This window comes from Variovorax ginsengisoli (assembly GCF_030486595.1).
In the GTDB taxonomy this organism is placed as follows: domain Bacteria; phylum Pseudomonadota; class Gammaproteobacteria; order Burkholderiales; family Burkholderiaceae_C; genus Variovorax; species Variovorax ginsengisoli_B.
On the sequence record NZ_JAUJZH010000005.1, the window covers coordinates 182504 to 205545 of the forward strand.

General features: G+C 70.5%; 23 protein-coding genes. 15 read left to right on the plus strand and 8 right to left on the minus strand.

Translation table 11 applies throughout. From position 1 onward, the window contains the following. Window positions 1–10: 10 nt before the first annotated feature. From QZH52_RS09295 to pcp, 7 genes are all read left to right on the plus strand, one after another. Window positions 11–1354 (plus strand): M16 family metallopeptidase, encoded by a 1344-nt coding sequence (locus QZH52_RS09295; RefSeq protein WP_301807194.1) that lies wholly within the window; start codon window positions 11–13, stop codon window positions 1352–1354. Window positions 1355–1391: 37 nt separating this feature from the next. Then, window positions 1392–2045: an RsmD family RNA methyltransferase gene (locus QZH52_RS09300; protein WP_301807197.1), complete on the plus strand. Its 654-nt coding sequence runs from the start codon at window positions 1392–1394 to the stop codon at window positions 2043–2045. Window positions 2046–2090: 45 nt separating this feature from the next. Further along, window positions 2091–2594, plus strand: coding sequence for a pantetheine-phosphate adenylyltransferase (gene coaD / locus QZH52_RS09305; protein WP_301807200.1), 504 nt, complete (start codon window positions 2091–2093; stop codon window positions 2592–2594). Window positions 2595–2655: 61 nt separating this feature from the next. Next, window positions 2656–3315, plus strand: coding sequence for a 5-oxoprolinase subunit PxpB (gene pxpB / locus QZH52_RS09310; protein ID WP_301807203.1), 660 nt, complete (start codon window positions 2656–2658; stop codon window positions 3313–3315). Then, window positions 3315–4355: a 5-oxoprolinase subunit C family protein gene (locus tag QZH52_RS09315; protein ID WP_301807205.1), complete on the plus strand. Its 1041-nt coding sequence runs from the start codon at window positions 3315–3317 to the stop codon at window positions 4353–4355. The genes pxpB and QZH52_RS09315 overlap by 1 nt, the downstream gene beginning before the upstream one ends. Beyond that, window positions 4345–5082, plus strand: coding sequence for a 5-oxoprolinase subunit PxpA (pxpA, locus tag QZH52_RS09320; protein ID WP_286506060.1), 738 nt, complete (start codon window positions 4345–4347; stop codon window positions 5080–5082). The genes QZH52_RS09315 and pxpA overlap by 11 nt, the downstream gene beginning before the upstream one ends. Then, the gene (gene pcp / locus QZH52_RS09325; RefSeq protein WP_301807209.1) at window positions 5079–5726 is read left to right on the plus strand and encodes a pyroglutamyl-peptidase I; all 648 of its coding nucleotides are present in this window, start codon (window positions 5079–5081) and stop codon (window positions 5724–5726) included. Before pxpA ends, pcp begins: the two co-directional genes overlap by 4 nt. A gap of 179 nt (window positions 5727–5905) precedes the next feature. Here pcp and QZH52_RS09330 read toward each other — a convergent pair whose 3' ends face one another. Then, window positions 5906–6616 carry an alpha/beta fold hydrolase gene (locus QZH52_RS09330; protein ID WP_301807211.1) on the minus strand — a complete coding sequence of 237 codons (711 nt, stop codon included), beginning with the start codon at window positions 6614–6616 and terminating at the stop codon, window positions 5906–5908. A 71-nt stretch (window positions 6617–6687) separates the two neighbouring features. On the opposite strand from QZH52_RS09330, the gene QZH52_RS09335 reads away from it, so the two are divergent. The 8 genes from QZH52_RS09335 to glxR all read left to right on the plus strand — a co-directional run bounded on the left by QZH52_RS09335 (window position 6688) and on the right by glxR (window position 14956). Continuing rightward, the gene (locus QZH52_RS09335; RefSeq protein WP_301807214.1) at window positions 6688–7356 is read left to right on the plus strand and encodes a histidine phosphatase family protein; all 669 of its coding nucleotides are present in this window, start codon (window positions 6688–6690) and stop codon (window positions 7354–7356) included. 74 nt (window positions 7357–7430) lie between these two features. Beyond that, window positions 7431–8813, plus strand: coding sequence for an amidase family protein (locus tag QZH52_RS09340; protein WP_301807216.1), 1383 nt, complete (start codon window positions 7431–7433; stop codon window positions 8811–8813). Between the two features lie 35 nt (window positions 8814–8848). Next, window positions 8849–9667, plus strand: coding sequence for a phytanoyl-CoA dioxygenase family protein (locus QZH52_RS09345; protein WP_301807218.1), 819 nt, complete (start codon window positions 8849–8851; stop codon window positions 9665–9667). Between the two features lie 27 nt (window positions 9668–9694). Next, window positions 9695–10726, plus strand: coding sequence for a LacI family DNA-binding transcriptional regulator (locus QZH52_RS09350; protein WP_301807219.1), 1032 nt, complete (start codon window positions 9695–9697; stop codon window positions 10724–10726). Between the two features lie 97 nt (window positions 10727–10823). Continuing rightward, entirely contained in the window at window positions 10824–11783 is a 960-nt protein-coding gene (locus tag QZH52_RS09355; protein ID WP_301807223.1) for a Bug family tripartite tricarboxylate transporter substrate binding protein, read from the plus strand. Between the two features lie 144 nt (window positions 11784–11927). Further along, a complete protein-coding gene (gene gudD / locus QZH52_RS09360; protein ID WP_301807225.1) occupies window positions 11928–13259 on the plus strand; it encodes a glucarate dehydratase in 1332 nt (443 codons plus the stop codon). 16 nt (window positions 13260–13275) lie between these two features. Further along, window positions 13276–14064 (plus strand): HpcH/HpaI aldolase family protein, encoded by a 789-nt coding sequence (locus QZH52_RS09365; protein ID WP_301807227.1) that lies wholly within the window; start codon window positions 13276–13278, stop codon window positions 14062–14064. Window positions 14065–14077: 13 nt separating this feature from the next. After that, window positions 14078–14956, plus strand: a complete 879-nt coding sequence (glxR, locus tag QZH52_RS09370; RefSeq protein WP_286534722.1) for a 2-hydroxy-3-oxopropionate reductase — start codon at window positions 14078–14080, stop codon at window positions 14954–14956. Here glxR and QZH52_RS09375 read toward each other — a convergent pair whose 3' ends face one another. The 7 genes from QZH52_RS09375 to QZH52_RS09405 all read right to left on the minus strand — a co-directional run bounded on the left by QZH52_RS09375 (window position 14957) and on the right by QZH52_RS09405 (window position 23031). Then, the gene (locus QZH52_RS09375; protein ID WP_301807235.1) at window positions 14957–16291 is read right to left on the minus strand and encodes a tetratricopeptide repeat protein; all 1335 of its coding nucleotides are present in this window, start codon (window positions 16289–16291) and stop codon (window positions 14957–14959) included. Window positions 16292–16304: 13 nt separating this feature from the next. Then, window positions 16305–17711 (minus strand): amidase, encoded by a 1407-nt coding sequence (locus QZH52_RS09380; RefSeq protein ID WP_301807237.1) that lies wholly within the window; start codon window positions 17709–17711, stop codon window positions 16305–16307. Beyond that, window positions 17708–19201: an ABC transporter substrate-binding protein gene (locus QZH52_RS09385; protein ID WP_301807240.1), complete on the minus strand. Its 1494-nt coding sequence runs from the start codon at window positions 19199–19201 to the stop codon at window positions 17708–17710. The genes QZH52_RS09380 and QZH52_RS09385 overlap by 4 nt, the downstream gene beginning before the upstream one ends. 91 nt (window positions 19202–19292) lie before the next feature. Further along, window positions 19293–20123 (minus strand): ATP-binding cassette domain-containing protein, encoded by an 831-nt coding sequence (locus QZH52_RS09390; protein ID WP_301807243.1) that lies wholly within the window; start codon window positions 20121–20123, stop codon window positions 19293–19295. Further along, window positions 20120–21109: an ABC transporter ATP-binding protein gene (locus QZH52_RS09395; RefSeq protein WP_301807246.1), complete on the minus strand. Its 990-nt coding sequence runs from the start codon at window positions 21107–21109 to the stop codon at window positions 20120–20122. The genes QZH52_RS09390 and QZH52_RS09395 overlap by 4 nt, the downstream gene beginning before the upstream one ends. A 7-nt stretch (window positions 21110–21116) precedes the next feature. Continuing rightward, complete coding sequence (locus QZH52_RS09400) at window positions 21117–21998, minus strand: ABC transporter permease (RefSeq protein ID WP_301807249.1); 882 nt, start codon at window positions 21996–21998, stop codon at window positions 21117–21119. Between the two features lie 82 nt (window positions 21999–22080). Beyond that, on the minus strand, window positions 22081–23031 hold the full coding sequence (locus QZH52_RS09405; protein ID WP_286534715.1) for an ABC transporter permease: 951 nt from the start codon (window positions 23029–23031) through the stop codon (window positions 22081–22083). Window positions 23032–23042: the final 11 nt, after the last annotated feature.

Here is a 23042-nt window from a genome sequence, read left to right on the forward strand (position 1 = left end):
TTGCATCCCCATGTTCGACACACGACAGTTCGCGCTGCGCAGCCTGCTGGCCGGCGCCGCGCTTTTCATCGGCGCCGCCGCCCAGGCCGCCATTCCGATCCAGCACTGGAGCCTCGCGAACGGTGCCAAGGTCTACCTGGCCGCCACCAACGCGCTGCCGATCGTCGATGTCCAGGTCGACTTCGACGCCGGTGGGCGGCGCGACCCTCCGGCCCAGGCCGGCTTGGCCTCGATGACCGCAGGGATGGTCGAGAAAGGCATTCGTGCGAACGGCAGCGACCCCGCCTTGGACCAGAACGCCTTGGGCGAAGCCTGGGCCGATCTCGGCGCCAATTTCGACGCCGGTGCCGGCTCCGACCGCACCAGCTTCACCTTGCGCACGCTGTCCGATCCGGTGCTGCTCGACAAGGCGGTGCGCCTGGCCGCGCGCGAGATCGGCGAGCCGGCCTTCCCCGAGGACGTCTGGAAGCGCGAGCGCGAGCGCATCGGGGCCTCGATCCGGGAAGCCAACACCAAGCCCGCCACCCGGGTCGAGCGGGCCTTTTCGCAGGGCGTCTACGGCACCCATCCCTACGGCCTGGAGACCACCGAGGCCACGCTGGCTCAGATCGACGTCGCCGCGATGCGTGCGCGCTATGCGCAGCTGATCGTGCCCTGCCGCGCCAAGATCAGCATCGTCGGCGCCGTCACGCGGGCGCAGGCCGACGGCATCGCCGCCACGCTGCTGTCGCGGCTGCCCGCCGGGGGCGCTTGCGCCGCGCTGCCGGCGGTGCCCGAAGTGCAGCCGCTGGCGGCGCCCAAGGACGATCGCATCCCTTTCGATTCGGCCCAGGCCCACGTGCTGATCGGCCAGCCCGGCTATCGGCGCGCCGACCCCGACCACTTCGCGCTCACGCTCGGCAACTACGTGCTCGGCGGCGGTGGCTTCGTCTCGCGCCTGACCGAGCAGGTGCGCGAGAAACGCGGGCTGGCCTACAGCGTCTACAGCGGCTTCTCGCCGGGCCTGCATGCGGGCGCCTTCCGCATCGGTTTCCAGACCCGGCCCGACCAGGCCGATGAAGCCGTCAAGGTCTCGAAGGACGTACTGGCGAAGTTCGTCGCCGACGGCCCGACCGAGGCCGAGCTCAAGGCCGCGAAAGACAACCTGATCGGCGGCTTTCCGCTGCTGCTGGACAGCAACCGGAAGCTGCTCGGCAACGTCGCCAACATCGCCTGGAACGACCTGCCGCTCGACTACCTCGAGACCTGGACCGCGCGCGTGAACGCGATCACCGTGGCCGACGTCAAGGCGGCCTTCGCGCGCAAGCTCCAGCCGGAGAAGATGGTGACGGTGGTGGTGGGCGGGCAACCTTGAAGGCCCGGTGCAGGCGGCTGCCGTTAAGCTCCCGGGTGTGAAACCAAAGTCCCGAACACCCGCCCCCGCGGCACCGGCCAAGCCAGCCAAACTCGCCAAGGCACCGCATTTCGTCCGCATCATCGGCGGCCAGTGGAAGCGAACCCGCCTCGCGGTCGCCGACAAGCCCGGCCTGCGCCCGACTCCCGACCGGGTGCGCGAAACCCTCTTCAACTGGCTCGCCAGCCTGGCCGGCGTCGGCGGCGGCGAGCTGCCCGGCTGGCAGTGCGTCGATGCCTTCGCCGGCACCGGCGCGATCGGCCTCGAAGCCGCCTCGCGCGGCGCCGCCTCGGTGCTGCTGTGCGAACAGGACCCGGCACTGGTCGCCCAGCTCCAGGGCCTGAAGGCCAAGCTCGGCGCCGACGCCGTGCGCGTCGAGCGCGGCAACGGCGTCACGGCGCTCGAGCGGGTGCCGGCCGGGAGCCTGCATGCGGTGTTCCTGGACCCGCCGTTCGAGAACCCCGCCTTGTACGAGCCGGCCCTGCGTGCGGCCCTGCGGGCTCTGCGGCCCGAGGGCGTGGTCTACCTGGAGGCCGCCCGGCGCTGGAGCGACGACGAGCTCGCCGCGCTCGGCCTTTCGGTCTTCCGCTACCTGAAGGCCGGCGCCGTGCACGCCCACCTTCTGCAGGCCGCGGCAAGCCCCGCTGCATAATCCGCCGAACCTGGCCGACGGCGGCCGAATCAGGAGGAAAGAAGCATGTCCAGCAACGTGATCGCCGTATATCCCGGCACCTTCGACCCCATGACGCTCGGTCACGAGGACGTGGTGCGGCGCGCGACCCAGCTGTTTTCGCGGGTCATCGTCGCGGTGGCAGCGGGACACCACAAGAAGGCCTTGTTCACGCTGCAGGAGCGCATCGACATGGCGCGCGACGCCGTCAAGCCCTACAGCGACCAGGTCACGGTCGAGAGCTTCTCGGGCCTGCTGCGCGACTTCGTGGTCGCCCGCGGCGGCAAGGCGATGGTGCGCGGCCTGCGCGCCGTGACCGACTTCGACTACGAGTTCCAGCTGGCCGGCATGAACCGTTCGCTCATGCCCGAGGTCGAGACTGTGTTCCTGACGCCGAGCGACAAGTACCAGTTCATCTCCAGCACCTTCGTTCGCGAGATCGCGATGCTGGGCGGCGAGGTCGACAAGTTCGTCTCGCCCAACGTCCAGGACAGCCTGCTCGCCAAGGTCCGCGGCCTCGTGCGCGAATGAGCCCCCGCCCGGCCGCTCCGAAGGGGGCTCGCACCGCAGTGCGAAGCACGGAGGTTGCCGTTTGACCCCCCAGCCGCTTCGGCTGCATTCGCTGGGCGAGGCCGCCTTGCTGTGCGAGCTGCCGGCGCCGGCGACGCTCGTCCAGCAGCAGCGCATCTGGGCGCTGGCCGCGGAAGCGATGCAGTGGCGCGGCGTGCAGGAGGTGCTGCCGGGCATGAACAACCTGAGCCTGCTGTTCGATCCGGCGCAGATCGATGTCGTCGAACTCGAGATGCAGGTGCTGTCGGCCTGGCCGCAACTGGCCGCGGCCGGCATTCAGGGCCGGCAGGTCGAGATCCCGGTCGCCTATGGCGGCGAATCCGGCCCCGACTTGGCCGAGGTCGCCCGCCACACGGGCCTGTCGCCGGCCGAGGTCGTGAAGCGGCACAGCGCGGGTCACTACGTGGTGTACCTACTCGGCTTCCTGCCGGGCTTCGCCTTCATGGGCGGCCTGCCGCCGGAGCTGGCGACGCCGCGGCGCAAGGAGCCGCGCCTGGCCGTGCCGGCGCGTTCGGTGGGCATCGGCGGCGAGCAGACCGGCATCTACCCGCTGGTCTCGCCGGGCGGCTGGCAGCTGATCGGCCGCACCTCGCTGGAGATGTTCGATCCGGGCGCGGCCGAGCCGACCCTCCTGCGGCCGGGCGACCAGGTGCGTTTCGTGGTCGAAAGCATGGAAGCCTGATGACGGGCGCTTCCGGACTCACGGTCCTGCGACCGGGCATGCTGGCCTCGGTGCAGGATCTCGGGCGTCCGGGCCACCGCCAGCTCGGCATCTGCCCGGGCGGCGCGCTGGACACGCTGGCCCTGACCCTCGCCAACCGGCTGGCCGGCAACCCCGACGGCGCCGCCGGCCTCGAACTCACGATGGGCGGCTGCGAGATTCGCTTCGAGGTCCCGTCCCGCATCGCGCTCGCCGGCGACGACTTCGGCGCCACGCTCGACGGCGTGCCGCTGTGGCCGTGCTGGAGCCTGCCGGTGGCCGCGGGGCAGGTGCTCAAGCTGGCCGGGGCCAATCGGTCGGCACTGAAGGCCGGGCTGCGCAGCTGGCTGGCGGTGGCCGGCGGGATCGATGTCCCGGTGATCCTCGGCTCGCGCAGCACCGACCTCAAGGCCGGTTTCGGCGGCCACCACGGGCGGGCCCTCAAGAAGGGCGACAAGCTGGCACTCGGCACGACGGCACTGGACGCGCAGCAGCTGGCGCGGCGGCCCTTCGGCGTGCGCAGCCCCGACCCGGGCCGCGGCAGCGACGGCGCGACCGTGCTGCGGGTCATGCCCGGCCCCGAGTTCGAGCAGTTCACGATCGCGTCGCGCGAGGCGCTGTGGGGCGGGTCCTGGCGCCTCACGCCGCAGAGCAACCGCATGGGGAGCCGGCTCGAGGGCTTCGAGCTCAAGCGCCGGCGCGCCGTCGACATGCTGTCTTCGGGCGTGATCCCGGGCACGATCCAGGTGCCGCCTGCGGGCCAGCCGATCATCCTGATGGGCGATGCCCAGACCACCGGCGGCTATCCGCGCATCGGCGTGGTGATCCGCGCCGACCTCTGGAAGCTGGCGCAGGCGCCGCTCAATGGCCGGCTGCGGCTGCAGCAGGTCGATTCGGCACAGGCGCTGGCGGCCTGGGACGAGCGCCGGCGCTATCTCTCGCAGGTGGCGCAAGGCCTGGCGTCGGCGGGGTGGATCGCACCGGCGCAGAATCCTCCCCAAGGAGAAAGCGATGCAGATTGACCTCAACGCCGACCTCGGCGAGGGATGCGACAACGACGAGGCCCTGCTCGGGCTGGTGAGCTCGGCCAACATCGCCTGCGGCTGGCACGCCGGCGACGCCCGCACCATGCAGCAGTGCGTGCGCTGGGCGATCGCCAACGGCGTCGCGATCGGCGCCCACCCGAGCTTCCCGGACCGCGAGAACTTCGGCCGCAGCACCATGCACCTGCCGCCCGAGGAGATCGTCGCCGGCGTGCTCTATCAGATCGGCGCGCTGGCCGCGATCGTCAAGGCCGAAGGCGGCCGGCTGGCCCACGTCAAGCCACACGGCGCGCTCTACAACCAGGCGGTCAAGGAGCCGGCGCTGGCCGAGGCGATCTGCGAGGCGGTGCGCCGCTTCGATCCCTCGCTGCGCTATTTCGGGCTGGCCGGAAGCGGCATGATCGGCGCGGCCGAGCGCGCCGGCCTGCGGCCGGTCGAGGAGGTCTTCGCAGACCGCGGCTACATGCCCGACGGCAGCCTGGTGCCGCGCAGCCAGCCGGGCGCCCTGATCGACGACGAAGAAGCCTCGCTGGCCCAGACCCTGTCGCTGGTGCGCGACCGGCAGGTGCGCGCCATCGACGGCAGCCTGGTGGCGGTGAATGCGCAGACGGTCTGCCTGCATGGCGACGGCCCGCATGCGCTGGCCTTCGCGCGCCGCATCCGCGAGCGGCTGGCGGCCGAAGGCATCGCGGTCGCGGCGACGTGAACGTCCTGCTGACCGGCTTCGAGCCCTTCGACCGGGAGACGGTCAATCCGTCCTGGGAGGCCGTGCGCGCGCTCGACGGCTGGCGCCAGGGCGCTGTCGTGGTGCATGCGCGCCGCATCCCCTGCGTCTTCGGCGCCGCGCTGCGCGCGCTCGACACGGCGATCGACGAACTGCAGCCGCAGCTGGTGCTCGCCGTCGGCCAGGCCGGCGGCCGCAGCGAGTTCACGCCCGAACGGGTGGCGATCAATGTCGACGACGGCCGCATCGGCGACAACGCCGGGCACCAGCCGATCGACCAACCGGTGGTGGCGGGCGCGCCCGCGGCCTACTTCTCGACCTTGCCGATCAAGGCCATGGTGCGCGACCTGCGGGCCGCGGGCATCCCGGCCGCGGTGTCGAACAGCGCCGGCACCTTCGTCTGCAACCACCTGTTCTTCGGGTTGATGCACCGGGCCGCGACCCGCCCGGTGCCCGGCATGCGGGCTGGCTTCATCCACGTCCCGTACCTGCCCGAGCAGGTGGCGCGACTGCCGGGGCAGCCGAGCATGGCGCTGGCCACCATGGTCGCCGCGCTGCGCGTCGCGATCGCCACGTCGCTCGCGGTCGGCGAGGACATCCGCGAGACCGGCGGCCAACTGCACTGATCGCGGTTTCCGAAAGTCCGGGGTGCGTGCCGTGCGGTGCTGCCGAGGATGAACCGCCGACTTGACGGCTCACGCCGATGGCGTGCTCTGCGCAGCGAGATAAAGGAGGAGCCCGAAGGGCGGGGGACATTTGCGGAGCAGAGCCCATCGTCGGCGTGAGCCCACCCCGAACATCGGACCTATGGCGCGACCAGCAGGCGCTGCAGCCAGGGCCCCAGCGTGGCGTTGACGAGCTCCGGCCGCTCCATCGTGAGCATGTGGCCGCATTGCGGGACCCAGACCAGCTCGGCCTGCGGCACCAGGCCGGCGATCTCGCTCGAGCACTCGGGTGGCGTCAGGCGATCGCCGTCGCCGCACATCACCAGCACCGGACAGCGCAGCGAGGGCAGGTGGGGGCGGGCGTCCGGGCGCGCCATCAGGGCTCGGTTCTGCCGCACCAGTTGCGCCGCGCCGGCATCGAGCACCAGTTCGACGTAGCGCCGCAGCAGTGGGGCATCGCCGCCGCGCGAGCTGTGGAAGGCGAAGCCGGCGTTCAGCTCGATCACGTCGCGGGCCTCGCCGTTCTCGAACAGCTCGATCGCCGAACGCCGCAGTTCGAACATCTCGGGCGTTTCGGCGCGCGCGTTGGTGCCGAGCAGGGCCAGCCCGGCGATGCGCGCGGGCGCCTGCCGCGCGACCTCCATCGCGACCATGCCGCCCATCGAGGCTCCGCAGAGGATCAGCGAGCCCGGGTGGTCGGCCAGCACGGCGGCGGCCATGGTCTCGATGCGGTCGCAGCGCATGTGGGCGTCGCTCACGCGGACATCGAGCGCCGGGGGCAGGGCCGGCCGCTGGGCCTCCCAGAGGCGTTCGTCGCAGGCGAGTCCGGGGAGCAACACGAGGCTTGGCATGCCCGGATTCTCGGTGAAGCCGCGAACGGTCGCGTGCCTGACACCGGCTGCGGGGAGAATAGACCCTGCCTATGTCCACTCCCACCGAACTCATCCTGATCCGCCACGGCGAGACCGACTGGAACCGCGAGCTGCGTTTCCAGGGCCACATCGACGTGCCCCTCAACGACATGGGTCACGAGCAGGCGCGCCGCCTCGGGCTGCGCCTGGCCGGCGAACCGGTGCAGCAGCTGATCAGCAGCGACCTGATGCGGGCGCAGCAGACCGCGGCGCCGGCCGCGCGGCAGCTCGGGCTCGAGATCCTCACCACCGTCTCGCTGCGCGAGCAGAACTTCGGCATCGTCGAGGGGATGCGCGCCGAAGAGATCCAGGCCCGGCATCCGCGTGCCTGGGAGGACTGGCTGAAGTTCAGCGAGGACCATGCGATGCCCGAAGGCGAATCGCCGCGCCAGTTCCACGCCCGCATCATCGAGGCGCTGGGCCGCATCGCGACCGCCAACACGGGGCAGCGGCTTTTGGTGGTCACCCACGGCGGCGTGCTCGACATGGTCTGGCGCACCGCGCGCGGGCTGGGACTCAACGGGCCGCGCCAGAGCGACATTCCCAATGCCGGCTTCAACCGAATCCGCATCGCCGAGGCCGCGAAGCCCGACCAGATCGAGATCGTCGACTGGGCCGATACGCGGCATCTGGCTGACCTGCCGGAGCAGCCTACGTACGACCAGCGGCGGCATTCCTGAGACTTTGCGGGACAGACCAAGAACTGCGCAGCAGTTTTTGCTCTGTCCTCAACTGACTAGAGGAGCCCGCTCCCATGCCCTACGCGACCACCCGCGAACTCGTCGAAGCCCTGCATTCCGGCAAGACCTCCGCAGCCACACTGCTGGCGGATTCCATCGCGCGAATCGAACAGTTCGACCCGGCGCTCAACGCCGTCGCAGTGCGCGATTTCGAGCGTGCCCGCGTGGCCGCGCTGGCCGCCGATGCCGCGCTGGCGCGGGGCGATCGCCGCCCGCTGCTGGGCGTACCGGTCACGGTCAAGGAGGCCTTCAACGTCGAGGGCCTGCCGACCACCTGGGGCATCCCCGGCACCGGGCAGCCGCCCGCGGCCGAGGACGCGGTGCTGGTGCGCCGGCTCAAGGCGGCCGGCGCCATCGTCATCGGCAAGACCAACGTGGCGATGCAGCTGGCGGACTGGCAGTCGAGCAATCCGGTCTACGGCCGCACCAACAATCCCTGGGACCTGGCGCGCACGCCCGGCGGCTCGTCGGGCGGCGGTGCGGCGGCGCTGGCGGCGGGCTACGTGTCGCTCGAGTTCGGCTCCGACCTGGTCGGCTCGCTGCGCGTGCCGGCCCATTTCTGCGGCGTCTTCGCGCACAAGCCCACGCACGGACTGGTGCCGATGCGCGGCAGCGCGCCGCCGGGCACGCCGGCCCTGTCGGCCGACCCCTGGGTCGACCTCGCGGTGGTCGGCCCGATGGCGCGCAGCGCCGCCGACCTGGCGCTGGCGCTCGATGCCATCGCCGGCCCGGACGATGCGCAGGCGATTGCGTACCGGCTGGCGCTGCCGCCGTCGCGCCATGCCGCGCTGGCGGATTTCCGCGTGCTGTTGCTCGACACCCATCCGCTGGTGCCGACCTCCGCGGCGGTCCGTTCGGCCTTGCAGCGTCTGGCCGACGGCCTGGCGCGCGCCGGCTGCCGGGTCGAGCGCGGCAGCCCGCTGCTGCCCGACCTGGCCCGGGTGGCGTCGCTCTGGGGCCAGCTCTTGTGGGCCCAGCTCGGTGCGGACATGCCGGGCGCCGAAGCGGGGATCAGCCATCGCGACTGGATTCACGCCGATCGCATGCGCGCCGCCACGGCGCACCGGTGGCGCGCCTTGTTCGCCCAGTGGGACGTGGTGCTGTGCCCGGTGTCGCCGACGCCGGCCTTCCCGCACGATCCGGGCGAGATGGAGACCCGGCGGCTGCGGATCGACGACCACGAGATCGCCTACAAGGACCAGTCGCCCTGGTCGAGCCTGGCGACGCTGACCGGGCTGCCCGCGACCGCGATGCCGATCGGCCTGAGCGAGGAGGGGCTGCCGGTCGGCGTGCAGATCATCGGCCCGTACCTGGAGGACCGCACGACCATCGCCTTCGCCGAGGCCGTGGAGCGCGCCTTCGGCGGCTTCGTCCCGCCGCCTGGCTACGGCGGCTGATCTGCCCATAATGGGCGCCTCCACGAGGTGCACACATGGCGCAACTGTCCGCACGAGAGATCGCGCAGTACCAGTCCGAAGGCTGGGTGATCCCGCAGTTCCGGCTGCCCGAGGCGCGGGTCGCGACGATGCGCGAGGCGCTCGACGAACTGATCCGCAACAACCCCGGCGTGCGTCCCGAGAAGCTGGTCTCGGCACATGTCGAGGGCGACAACGGCGAGGGCGTGCGCGGCAGCCGGCGCTTTCTCGAACTGGCGATGGACCCCGAGATCGTCGAACTGGTGTCGGGCGTGATCGGCGACGACGTGATCCTGTGGGGCTGCCACGTGTTCTGCAAGCCGGCCGCCGAAGGCTACGAAACCCCCTGGCACCAGGACGGCCACTACTGGCCGATCCGGCCGTTGGCCAACTGCACGGTCTGGGTGGCGCTGGAAGCTTCGACGGTCGAGAACGGCTGCCTGCGCGTCATACCCCGCTCGCACCGCAGCCAGGTGCTGCACGAGCACCTGCATGAAGATCGCACCGACCTGACCCTCAACCAGCGCCTGTCGGCGGGAAGCTTCGACGAGGCCTCCGCGGTCGACCTCGAACTGCAGCCGGGCCAGATGTCGCTGCACGACGTCTACATGATTCACGGCGCCCAGGCCAACACCTCTGCGAAACGCCGAACCGGCGTCGCCCTACGCTACATGCCCGCGACCTCGGTGTTCCAGCGTGATCTGCGGCCGGTCGACGGCAAGAGCGGCGTGGCGGTCGATTTCGCCCGCCGCCCGCTGTGGCTGCTGCGCGGCACCGACCGCAGCGGCCGCAACGATTTCGAGATCGGGCACCGGGCGGTGGGGCTGGATCGGTAGCGCTACCGCGGGCCTAGAATCCGGGCCATGAGCAATGAGGAACCTCCGGTTCGACGGGCCCGCCGCGGCAGCGGCGCGGTCACGCTGCACGATGTCGCCAAGCTGGCCGGCGTCGCGCCGATCACGGCTTCGCGCGCGCTGAGCAGTCCCCGGCAGGTGTCGGCCGAGGTGCTGCAGAAGGTCACCGCGGCCGTCGAGCGCACCGGCTACGTGCGCAACGTGCTGGCCGGCGGGCTGGCGTCCACCCGCAGCCGGCTGGTGGCGGCGGTGGTGCCGACCATCGCCGGCCCGGTGTTCCTGCAGACGGTCCAGGCGCTGACCCAGGCGCTGGCCGAGCGCGGCTACCAGTTGATGCTGGGCCAGAGCGGCTATGTCGATTCGCGCGAGGACGCGCTGCTCGAGGCCATCATCGGCCGCCGTCCCGACGGCATCGTGCTGACCGGCATCATGCATTCGACCGAGGGCCGCAAGCGCCTGCTGGCGGCCGGCATCCCGGTGGTCGAGACCTGGGACCTGACGCCGACGCCGCTCGACATGCTGGTCGGCTTCTCGCATCCCGCAGTCGGCCGCGCGGTGTCCGAGTTCCTCCATGCCCGCGGCCGGCGCCGGCTGGCGGCGATCGCCGGCGACGACGAGCGCGCGTTCCGCCGGCTGCAGGCCTTCCAGGACAGCGCGCGGGCTCTCGGCCTGCCCGAGGTGGCCGTGGTGCGGGTGCCGGCCCCGACCACGCTCAAGAGCGGCCGCGCGGCGCTCGCCGAAGTGCTGCGCGACGCGCCGGGCATCGACGCCGTGTTCTGCAGCTCGGACCTGCTCGCGCTCGGCGTCATGACCCAGGCGCAGGCGCGCGGCATCGCGGTGCCAGGGCAGCTGGCGGTGGTCGGCTTCGGCGACCTCGAATTCGCCGCCGATCTCCACCCGGCCCTGACGACGGTGCGGATCGACGGCACAGCCATCGGCCGGCAGGCGGCGCAGTTCATCGTCGAGCGGGCCGAAGGCGGCCAGCGCGGCCCGCGGGTGGTGGACATCGGCTTCTCGATCATCGAGCGCCAGAGCGCCTGATCAGTACAAACCCCTAGCAGTCGTTTTGAAAAGGTAGCGCTATCATTCGGCATCCGAAGGTAGCGCTACCATTTCCATTCATCCGCAGGAGACAGACATGAAACGATTGCTCGGCACCCTCGCGCTCGGCCTCGCGGCCCTCGGCGCCCAGGCCCAGGACTGGCCCCAGAAACCCGTCACGCTGGTGGTCCCGTTCCCGGCCGGCGGATCGACCGACATGGTGGCGCGTGCCATCTCGCCCCGGCTCGGCGAGAAGCTGGGCCAGTCCTTCCTGGTCGACAACAAGGCCGGGGCCACCGGCACCATCGGCGCCACCTTCGTGAAGCGGGCCGCACCCGACGGCGCCACCTTCCTCGTGACTTCCCTGGGCCCGCTGGTGATCGCGCCGCACCTGATCAAGGGCATGCAGTACGACGCCCTGAAGGATTTCGACCCCATCACAGTGGCGGTGCAGGCGCCCAACGTGCTGGTGGTCCCCGCCAAGTCGCCGTTCAAGACGGTGGCCGAGGTGATCGCCAACCTGAAGGCGCATCCCGGCAAGATGACCTTCGCGTCGTCGGGCAACGGCTCCAGCGACCATCTCACGGCCGAACTGTTCTGGCAGCAGACCGGCACCCAGGGCCTCCATGTCCCCTACAAGGGCGGCGCGCCGGCGATCACCGACCTGCTCGGCGGCCAGGTCGATGCCTCGTTCCAGAACGTCAATGCGGTGGTGCAGAACATCAACGCCGGCAAGCTGCGGGCGCTCGCGGTCACCGGCGACAAGCGTTCGCCGGTACTGCCCGACGTGCCGACCACAGCCGAGGCCGGTGTCAAGAACCTCGAGGTGTATTCGTGGCAGGCGATCGTCGCGCCCAAGGGCCTGCCGCCGGCGCTGCGCAGCAAGGCGCATGATGCGATGACCGCGGCGCTGAACGACCCAGCCGTGAAGCAGCAGTTCACCGCCATCGGCCTGGAGGTGGTCGCCAACACGCCCGAGCAGTTCGCCAAGTTCCAGCAGCAGGAGTCCGCCCGCTGGAAGAAAGTGATCGAGACAGGCAAGATCACTATCGATTGAGCTCGCCCCAGGTCGGGCTCACTGCGTGTAGCCCTCCCACCCCCGACCGGGGGCAACACCAGCGGCCCGACGAAGCCGGTTCCGCGGTGTTTCTGGCCTCGGATGTTGAACGAACCAGCCTGCTGAACCATTTTGAAATCCGCCATGCCGCATTCAACCCCCCTTGTCTCAGACCTGCGCGTCATCCCGGTCGCTGGCCGCGACAGCATGCTGCTCAACCTGAGCGGCGCCCACGGCCCCTTCTTCACCCGCAACCTGCTGATCCTCAGCGACAACGCCGGCCGCACCGGCGTTGGTGAAGTCCCTGGCGGCGAAAAGATCCGCCAGACCCTCGAGGACGCCCGCGACCTGGTGGTTGGCCAGTCGATCGGCAACGCCCAGCGCGTGATGCAGCAGGTGCAAAAGCAGTTCGCCGACCGCGATGCCGGCGGCCGCGGCCTGCAGACCTTCGACCTGCGCACCACGATCCATGCCGTGACCGCGATCGAGTCGGCGCTGCTCGACCTGCTGGGCCAGCACCTCGGCGTGCCGGTCGCGGCGCTGCTCGGCGAAGGTCAGCAGCGCGACGCGGTCGAGATGCTGGGCTACCTCTTCTATGTCGGCGACCGCGACAAGAGCGACCTGCCCTACGCCCGCGAGCCCGAGGCCGACAACGACTGGTTCCGCCTGCGCCACGAGAAGGCGATGACGCCCGAGGCGATCGTGCGACTGGCCGAGGCGGCGCGCGACAAGTACGGCTTCAACGACTTCAAGCTCAAGGGCGGCGTGCTGCGCGGCGACGAGGAAGTCGATGCCATCGTCGCGCTGCACGAGCGCTTCCCCGAAGCGCGCGTGACGCTCGACCCGAACGGCGGCTGGCTGCTCAAGGATGCGATCCGCCTGGGCCAGCGGATGCGCGGCGTGGTCGCCTATGCCGAAGACCCCTGCGGCGCCGAAGAAGGCTTCTCGGGCCGCGAGGTGATGGCCGAGTTCCGGCGCGCCACCGGCCTGCCGACCGCCACCAACATGATCGCCACCGACTGGCGCCAGATGAGCCACGCGCTGGCGCTGCAGTCGGTCGACATCCCGCTGGCCGACCCGCATTTCTGGACCATGGCCGGGTCGGTGCGCGTGGCCCAGACCTGCCGCGACTGGGGCCTGACCTGGGGCTCGCATTCGAACAACCACTTCGACGTCTCGCTGGCGATGTTCACCCAGGTCGGCGCGGCCGCGCCGGGCCGTGTTACGGCCATCGATACGCACTGGATCTGGCAGGACGGCCAGCGCCTCACGAAAGAGCCGCTGCAGATCGTCGGCGGCCACGTGCAGGTGCCGAAGAAACCGGGCCTGGGCGTCGAGCTCGACATGGTCGAGGTCGAGAAGGCGCACCAGTTGTACAAGCAGCACGGCCTGGGCTCGCGCGACGATGCGATGGCGATGCAGGCGCTCATTCCCGGCTGGAAATTCGATCCCAAGCGGCCGGCCTTCGACCGCTGACCCCCAAGGAGTCCCTATGAGAGAGAACCGCCTGCGAACACTATGGAAATCGGGAGGCGCCGCGGTCAACGGCTGGCTCGCGATCCCGAACGGCTTCTCGGCCGAGACCATGGCCCACCAGGGCTGGGATTCGCTGACCATCGACCTGCAGCACGGCGTGGTCGACTACCAGTCGATGATCCCGATGCTGCAGGCGATCTCCACCACCGACACGGTGCCGGTGGTGCGGGTACCCTGGCTGGACCCGAGCGCACTCATGAAGGCGCTCGATGCCGGCGCCTACGGCGTCATCTGCCCGATGATCAGCACGCCCGACGAGGCTGCCAGGCTGGTCGCCTACACCCACTACGCGCCGCGCGGCACGCGCAGCTTCGGGCCGATCCGGGCCTCGCTGTACGGCGGCGCCGACTACGCCCAGCATGCCAACGACACCATCGTCACCTTCGCGATGATCGAGACCGCACAGGCGCTGGAGAACCTCGACGCCATCATGTCGGTCGAGGGGCTGGACGCGGTCTACATCGGTCCCTCGGACCTCTCGCTGGCCCTCGGCTGCCGACCGGTGTTCGACGACGTCGATCCGCCGGCGGCGCAGGCGATCGACCACATCCTCGAGCGCGCCAAGGCGCACGGCCTGGTGGCCGGCATCCACAACGGCACGCCCGAGGGCGCGCTGGCGCGCATCGCCAAGGGCTTCCAGTTCGTCACCGTGAGCTCGGATGCGCGCCTGATGGCCGCCGGCTCGCAGCAAGTGCTTTCCAAGATGCGCGCCGCACCGGCCGCGCCCGGCTCCTCCACCTACTGAAAGGGAACATCACATGAAGATCGGATTCATCGGCCTCGGCATCATGGGCGCGCCGATGGCGCAGAACCTCATGAAGGCCGGCCACGAGATGGTCGTGCGCACGCGCAGCAAGGTGCCCGACGCCCTGCAGGGCGCCACCGTCTGCAAGACCAACGCCGAGGTCGCGCGCGCGGCCGAGGTCGTGATCCTGATGCTGCCCGACACGCCCGACGTCGAGCAGGTGCTGTTCGGCGAGGACGGCGTGGCCTCGGGCCTCTCCAAGGGCAAGACCGTGATCGACATGAGCTCGATCGCGCCGATGGAGACCAAGCGCTTCGCCAAGAAGATCAATGAACTCGGCTGCGACTACCTCGACGCGCCGGTGTCGGGCGGCGAAGTCGGCGCCAAGGCGGGCAGCCTGACGATCATGGTGGGCGGCGACGAGGCCGTGTTCGAGCGCGCCCGGCCGCTGTTCGAGGCCATGGGCAAGAACATCACGCTGGTCGGCGGCAACGGCGACGGCCAGACCACCAAGGTCGCGAACCAGATCATCGTGGCGCTCAACATCGCGGCGGTCGGCGAGGCGCTGCTGTTCGCGAGCAAGGCCGGCGCCGACCCGGCCAAGGTGCGGCAGGCACTGATGGGCGGCTTCGCGGCCAGCCGCATCCTCGAGGTGCACGGCGAGCGGATGATCAAGCGCACCTTCAATCCGGGCTTCCGCATCGCGCTGCATCAGAAGGACCTGAGCCTGGCGCTCGCCGGTGCCAAGGAGATGGACGTGTCACTGCCCCAGACCGCTTCGGCGGCGCAGCTGATGCAGTCCTGCGCCGCCCATGGCTGGGACCAGCTCGACCATTCCGCATTGGTCAAGGCGCTGGAGCAGATGGCCGCGCACGAGGTGGCGGCGGGCTGATCAGCCGAACGCAGGCAGGCCCAGCCGTGCGCAGACCGCGGCGGCCTGCTTTCTCAAGCGCAGCGACTCCGGCTGGCGGTTGACCTGCTGCTGCAGGATGCCTTGGGCGCCGGCCAGCGAAGCCTCGGTGCCGAGGCGCACCAGCGCATCGAGGTACACCTGCTCGAACAGGTCGCGCTGGGCATGGCTGCCGCCGATCTCGACCAGGCGCGGCAGGGCCAGCCCCAGGCCATCGATCGCCGCCGCGAAGTCGCCGCGGGCGTGGGCGCGCAGCCCGTGCGCCGCCGGCACGCAGACCCGCTGCCAGGCATCGCGGCTCGAAGGCGGCGCATGCGGTGCGAAGGATTCGATGTTGCGCAGCAGCAGGTCGGCCTCGTCCCGGCCCGCACGTGCCAGGCCGTAGAGGTATTGCAGGTCCAGGAAGGGCAGCACGTGGTCGTCGAGGCGCTGCGCGAGGTGGCTGGCCAGGTCCTGCCAGCGATCTTCGACCGGAATGCCCGCGAGCTCGAAGCGCGCCAGCAACGAGACGGCGCCGATCTGGTCCTGCGAGTAGTCCTTGACCACGCCCCAGACCTCACGGTCGTAGACCTCGAGCGCCTCGGCGTCACGGCCGAGGTCGATCAGGAACAGCGCCACGTGCCACCAGTTGTGCGTGACCATGAAGGAGTTGAGCCCGACCCAGGTGTCGCTGAGCGCGCGCATCACGGCCAGCCCTTCGGCCAGGCGCCCCTCGGTCAGCATCACGTGGCCGAGCGCGTGGTGTGCCCACGGCTCCTTGCGACGCATCATGATTGCGCGGCGCGCGCTGGCCTCGGCCTCGCGCATCAGGTGGCATTGCTCGTAGCCGAAGGCGGCCATTCCGTGCAGGTACGCGACGTCGCCGGCCGCCGGCAGCGCGGCCAGCGCGAGCCGCAGCATGCCGGGGCAGTCGCCGCTGTTGAAGCAGTGGTACTGGCCGAGCTTGAGCGAGGCCAGGTCGCGCGGATGCTCCAGTGCCTGCTCCTGGTGCAGCGCGATCGCGCGCGCGATGTCGCCCGCGGCCCAGGCGGCGACCGCGTCGATGTAGCGCTGCTCGCGCGGAGTGGCGCGCGACGCGCCGGCCTGGGCGCGTTCGAGGAAGGGGCGCGCGTTGGCCACTGCATCCTTTGATTCGGCAAACAGGTGCAGGGTGGCGCAGTAGGCCTGCACCAGCGGGCTCGGGTCATGGGCGGCGGCCAGCGTGTCGACCGCCCGGGCCTCGCAGGCGATGAAGCCCTCGACGAAGGCATTGACCGCCGGCAGGCTCGCCGCGTCGTCCAGCGTGACCGGATTGCCGAGGCTGTCGGTGCTGCGCATGGCGTCGCGCCGCTCAGTCGCGCGGCGGTTCGGGCCAGGGCCGCTGCGGGTCGCGGATCTGCTCGAAGGCGCGCGAGACCTTCAGCACTCCCAGGTCGTCGAAACGCCTGCCGGCGATCTGCAATCCGATCGGCAGTCCGCCGCTGCTGTAGCCGCAGTTGATCGAGGCCGCCGGCTGCTCCGACATGTTGAACGGCACCGTGAAGCCGATGTGCTCCAGCGGGCGCAGCGGATCGTTGGTGGGCGACGGCGCCTCGGCCGCGGCCGGCAGGTTGGGTGCGGTCGGCGAGATCACATAGTCGTAGCCGGCGCAGGCCGCCACCGCGGCGACGCGGGTCGCGTGGAACTGGCTGAAAGCCCTGAACACGTGCTCGCCGCTGAAGCCCTCGGCACTGTCGGCCCACTGCCGGATGTAGGGCAGCACCTTGGCGCGCTGGTCGGGGCGCAGCGCGTTCATGTCGACCCGCGAGCGCATGCGCCACAGGTGGTCCATGCCGTCGAGCATGGTCTGCGTCATGAAGGGCTGCATCGGCTCGACGATCGCGCCCGCGCGTTCGAAGAGCCGTGCCGCATGCTCGACCGCGGCGCGGATCTCGGGCTCCACCGCCAGGCCGCAGCCGGCGTCGAGCAGCAGGCCGATGCGCAGGCCGCGCAGGTGTTCGACCCCGACGTCGAAGCCGGACCAGTCGATCGCCTCCGGCGGCAGGCTCATGCTGTCGCGCGCGTCGGCCAGCGACAGCGGCGCCATCATCAGCGCCGCGTCGGCCACCGTGCGCGTCATGGGACCGGCGGCGCGCCCCATGTAGGGCGGGTCGATCGGGATCCGGCCCAGGCTGGGCTTGAGCGTGAAGATGCCGCACCAGGCGGCCGGCAGGCGCAGCGAACCGCCGATGTCGGTGCCGATGTGCAGCGGGCCGTAGCCCGCGGCCGCCGCGGCGCCGGCGCCGGCGCTCGATCCGCCCGGCGTGCGCGACAGGTCCCAGGGATTGCGCGCCAGCACATGGAAGCTCGACAGGCCGGAGGACAGCATGCCGTAGTCGGGCATGGTGGTCTTCGCCAGGATCACCGCGCCGGCTTCCTTGAGCCGGGCCGCGGGCGGCGCGTCGACCGCCGCCGGCCGCAGGTCGGTGGCCGCGGTGCCGGCCGGCATCGGGTCGCCGCGGGTCGCGATGTTCTCCTTGATCGTGGTCGGGACGCCGTCGAGCGGGCCCAGCGGCTCGCCGCGGGTCCAGCGCGCCTCGGCCGCGCGGGCCTGTTCCAGCGCGGCCTCGGGGCGCAGCAGCCAGGTGGCCTGCAGCCGCGGCTCCCAGCGCCCGACGTGGTCCAGCACCGACTGCGTCACCTCGACCGGAGAGAGGCGCTTGGCGCGGTAGCCGGCGATCAGTTCGCGCGCCGACAGGTCATGCAGCGCGCCCGTCACGACCAGGACAGCGCCGACAGGTCGTTGACGAAGATCGGCATGTCCTTCCACAGCCCCCGCACGCTCTTCTTCGCCACGGTCGGCCAAACGGGCTGGAACAGGAAGCCGTTGGCCGCATCGCTGGCCAGCAGGCGCTGGGCGTCGCCCAGCAGCTTGTTGCGCTCGGCCGCGTTGCCGGTGGTCTTGATCTTGTCGAACAGCGCGTTGAAGTCCTTCGACTGGTAGCCCCAGTAGTAGTCGGCCTTGGCATAGTTGCCGAGGTCGAAGGGCTCGACGTGCGAGACGATGCTGAGGTCGAAGTCGTGGCCGCCGCCGTAGGTGCCGCTGAGCCACTGGGCCCATTCGACGTTCTGGACCTTCACGTTGATGCCGATCTTGGCCAGCTGGGCCACGATCATCTCGCCGCCCTGGCGCGCATACGGCGGCGGCGGCAAGGTCATCGTGAGTTCCAGCGGCGTCTTCACGCCGGCCTCGGCCAGCAGCGCCTTGGCCTTCTCGATGTTGAACGGGTTCACGCCGGTGGTGTCGACATAGCCCGCGGCGCCCGGCACGTAGTGGCTGCCGATCGGCACGCCGAAGCCGTCGACCGCGCCCTCGATCAAGGCCTTGCGGTCGATCGCCATCAGGATCGCGCGCCGCACGCGGACATCGTCCAGGGGCTTGCGCTTGTTGTTGATCGCCAGGATGGTCTTGGCCCGCGAGCCGCTCAGGATGACCTGGAACTGCGGGTTGTTCTTGAACTGCGGCACGACGCGCGTGCCGATGCGCGGGAAAGCGTCGACGTCGCCGGCCAGCAGCGAGGCGGCCTGGGCCGCCGGGTCGGCAATGAAGCGGAAGCTGACCTTGTTGATCTTGGCGGCGCCCGGATTGCGGAAGCCGTCCCATTTGGAGAGCACCAGCGAACTGCCCTTGTTCCAGCTGTCGAGCTTGTAGGGGCCGGTGCCGACCGGCTTGGTGGCGTTGGTGTCGGCGCTCTTGGGCTCGACGATGACGGCGGTCGCCTGGCCCAGCACGAAGGGCAGGTCGGGGTCGATTTCCTTGTTGATGATCACCACCGTGTGGTCGTCGACCACCTGGGTGCTGAAGTTGGCGAAGGTGCGCTTGTCCTTGTTGGTGCTCTTCTCGCCGCCGGCGCGGTCGAACGAGAACTTGACCGCCTGCGCATTGAAGGGCTCGCCATTCTGGAACTTGACGCCGCGGCGCAGCTTGAAGGTGTAGGTGCGCAGGTCGGGCGAGACCTCCCAGCTCTCGGCCAAGAGCGGCGTGACGCTGCCGTCGGAGTTGATCTTGGTCAGTGTCTCGAGGATGTTGTAGAGGACGATCTCGCCGATCGCCGAGGCGGCGCCGGCGGTCGGGTCCAGGCCCGGCGGTTCGAGCGCCATGCCGATCACCATCGCGTCCTTTCGGCCCTGCGCCAGTGCGGCCTGCGGCAGCGCGAGCGGCACGGTGGCGAGTGCGGCGGTGGTCAGGAGGGTGCGGCGATTCAGCATGGTTCAGGACTCCAGGGAAAGGCGGATGGGAAATACAGTGTTACATCATCGCGAAGCGGCGCCCGTGCGGCAAGCATTTGCTCAAGCGCGATCATGCCGAAGCAAGCGGTTCGGCGCGCGGCACGGCGTCCAGCAGGGCCCGGGTATAGGGATGCTGCGCGTGCGCGAAGAGGTGCCGCGGCGCGCCACGCTCGACCACGAGGCCGCGATGCAGCACGCAGACCTCGTCGCACAGGTGGTTGACCACCGCCAGGTCGTGGCTGATCAGCAGGTAGCTGATGCCGAACTGCTGCTGCAGGTCCTGCATCAGGTTGAGCACCTGGGCCTGCACCGAGACGTCGAGCGCGCTCACCGGCTCGTCGGCCACGATCAGCTTCGGCCGCGTGATCAGCGCCCGCGCGATGGCGATCCGCTGGCGCTGGCCGCCCGAGAACTCGTGCGGGTACTTGTGCAGGTCGGTGCTGCGCAGGCCGACGGCGGCCAGCGATTCGCCGGCCCGTTCGCGCTGCTCGGCCCGGCTGGTCTCGGCCAGCGCTTCGAGCGGCTCGGCGACGATCCGCGCGACCGTCTGGCGCGGATCGAGCGAGCCGTAGGGGTCCTGGAACACCATCTGGACATCGCGGCGGGCGGCGCGCAGCGCGTCTTTCGGCAAGGCGTGCAGGTCGCGTCCGAGGAGCTTGACGTGACCGGAAGTCGGCCGGTCGAGCGCCATCACGAGCCGCGCGATGGTCGACTTGCCCGAGCCCGATTCGCCGACGATGCCCAGGCTCTGGCCGGGCCGGACGCTGAAGCTCACGCCGTTGAGCGCCTTCACCATCGGCGCCGGGCCGAACAGCCGCTCGCGCGGCAGCGTGTAGTGGCGCACCAGGTCCGTGACTTCGAGCAGCGCGGCCGACTTCGGGTCCGGATCGAACTGCGTCATGCGGCGGCTCCCGCAACGGCCGCGATCTCGTCGAGCCGTATGCAGCGCACCCGGTGGTCGCGCGGCAGCGAGACCGCCGGCGGGCGCGTGGCCTCGCAGGCGTCGACCGTGTAGCGGCAGCGTCCCGCGAACGGACAGCCCGGCGGCAGGTCGACCAGTTCAGGCACGCTGCCGCGGATGGTCGCGAGCTTGAGGCCGCGCGGCGCGCCGAGCGCCGGGCGGGCCGCGAACAGGCCTTGCGTGTACGGATGCGCGCGTTCGGCGAAGACCGCGGCGGTCGGCCCGCTCTCGACCACGCTGCCGCCGTACATCACGAGCATCTTCGAGACGCTCTCGGCGATCACGCCGAGGTCGTGCGAGATCAGGATCAACGCCATCCCGCGCTCCGCGACCAGGCCGCGGATCAGCTCGAGGATCTGCTTCTGGATCGTGACGTCGAGCGCGGTGGTCGGCTCGTCGGCGATCAGCAGGTCGGGCCCGCAGGCCAGCGCCATCGCAATGCCGATGCGCTGGCGCTGGCCGCCCGAGAACTGATGCGGATAGGCGTCGAGGCGCGAGGCCGCATCGGGGATGCCGACGCGCTCGAGCAGCGCCAGCGCCTCCTTGCGCGCCTCGGCGGCCGAGAGGCCGCGGTGCAGCCGCAGCGGCTCGCCGACCTGGCGGGCGATCGTGTGGACCGGGTTCAGCGCGGTCATCGGCTCCTGGAAGATCATGCCGATGCGATCGCCGCGCAGCTTGCACATCTCGCGCTCGGGCAGGCCGACCAGTTCGCATCCCTCGAAGCGGATGCTGCCGCTGACCTTGGCGCTGGCCGGCAGCAGGCCCATCAGCGATTGCACCGTGATCGACTTGCCGCAGCCGGATTCGCCGACGATGCCCATCGTCTCGCCGCGCTCCAGCGTGAAGCCGATGCCGCGCACCGCCTCGGCCGGGCCGCGCTGCGTCTGCAGCTGCACATGAAGGTCGTTGACTTCGAGAAGAGGCATGGGAGGTTCAGCGGGCGCGCGCAAGGCGGGGATCGAGCAGGTCCCGCAGGCCGTCGCCCAGCAGGTTGAGGCCCAGCACCGCCAGCGCGATCGCCATGCCGGGGAACACGGCCAGCAGGGGGGCCTGGAACATCATGGTCTGGGCCTCGCTCAGCATGCGGCCCCACGAAGGCTGCGGCGGCTGCGTGCCCAGGCCGAGGTAGGACAGCGCCGCCTCGGCCAGGATCGCGACCGCGAAGCGGATCGTGATCTGCACGATCAGCACCGCCGAGATGTTGGGCAGCACGTGCTGCATCGTGATGGCGAACGCGCCCTTGCCGCAGGCGCGGGCGGCCGCCACGTACTCGCGCGACCAGATCGCGTTGGCCGAGGCCCGCGTGATGCGCGCGAAGGTCGGGATGTTGTAGATGCCGATGGCGACGATCGCATTGACGATGCCGGCGCCGAACACCGCGGTCATCATGATCGCCGACAGGATCGCCGGGAAGGCCATCGTGAAGTCGGTCAGGCGCATGATCGCTTCCTCGACCCAGCCGCGGCGAGCTGCAGCGAGCAGGCCGAGCGCGGTGCCCACCGTGAGGCCGATGCCGACGGCGATCACGCCGACCAGGATCGAGGCGCGGGCGCCCACCAGCAGCAGCGAGGCGACATCGCGGCCGAAGGTGTCGGTGCCGAGCCAGTGCGCCCAGCTCGGCTTCTGCAGCTTGCTCGCGAGGTCCATCTCGTAGGGCGACCAGGGGGTCCACACCAGCGACACGGCGGCCGCCGCCACCAGCAGCAGGCTGAGCACTGCGCCGATCGTGAAGCTGCGGTGCCGCAGCGCGCGGCGCCAGAAGCCGGGGACCTTGAAGGCGGCCGCGCTGGGCACCGCAGCGGGTACTGCGCTCATGCGTGCCCCCGCGCTCGGCACTTCGTGTCCTCGCTGCCCCCCGAGGGGGCGCGAGCTTGCTTGGGGCGGCCCGGCGCTGCGCTCATATGTCGGAAGCCTTGATGCGCGGGTCGATCACGGCATACAGCACGTCGACCACGAAATTGACGATGACCACCATCGCGGCCAGCAGCATCACGCAGTTGCGCACCACGATCAGGTCGCGGTTGCTGATGGCCTGGAAGATCAGCCGGCCCAGGCCGGGCAGGTAGAACACGTTCTCGACCACGATGGTGCCGGCCAGCAGTTCGGAGAACTGCATGCCCATGACCGTGACCACCGGGATCATGGCGTTGCGAAGCACGTGGCCCCAGAGCACCGCCCGCTGCGACACGCCCTTGGCGCGGGCGGTGCGAACGAAGTCCTCGCGCATCACCTCCAGCACCGCCGAGCGCGTGATGCGCGCCAGGATCGCGGCCTGCACCACGGCCAGCGACAGGGCCGGCAGCAGCAGCGACTTGAGCCCGGACAGGATGCCCTCGCCCCAACCCTCGAAGCCGCCCGCCGAAAACCACTGCAGCTGGACCGAGAACACCAGGATCAGCAGGATCGCGAACCAGAAATTCGGGATCGCGATGCCGACCTGCGTGAGGCCCATCAGCCCGACGTCGCCGAGCTTGTTGTGGCGGGCCGCCGCGGTCACGCCGACCGCCAGCGCCAGCACCGTGGTGAAGGCCATCGCCAGCAGCGCCAGCGGCACGGTCAGGGCGAGCCGCTCGAGGATCAGGTCGAGGACCGGCGAGCTGTAGGCGTAGCTGTCGCCGAGCTGGCCGGTGAGCAGGCCGCCGATCCAGTGCCAGTAGCGGCTCCAGGCCGGCTGGTCGAGCCCCAGCTTGGCGGCCAGCGCGGCCACCGCCTCGGGTGAGGCGTCCGGGCCCATGAGCATCTGGGCGGCATTGCCGGGCAGGATCTCGAGCACCAGGAAAACGATGACCGAGGCGCCGATCAGGGTGGCGATCAGGGTCAGGAAACGCTTGAACAGGAACAGACTCATAGGGCGGGGCG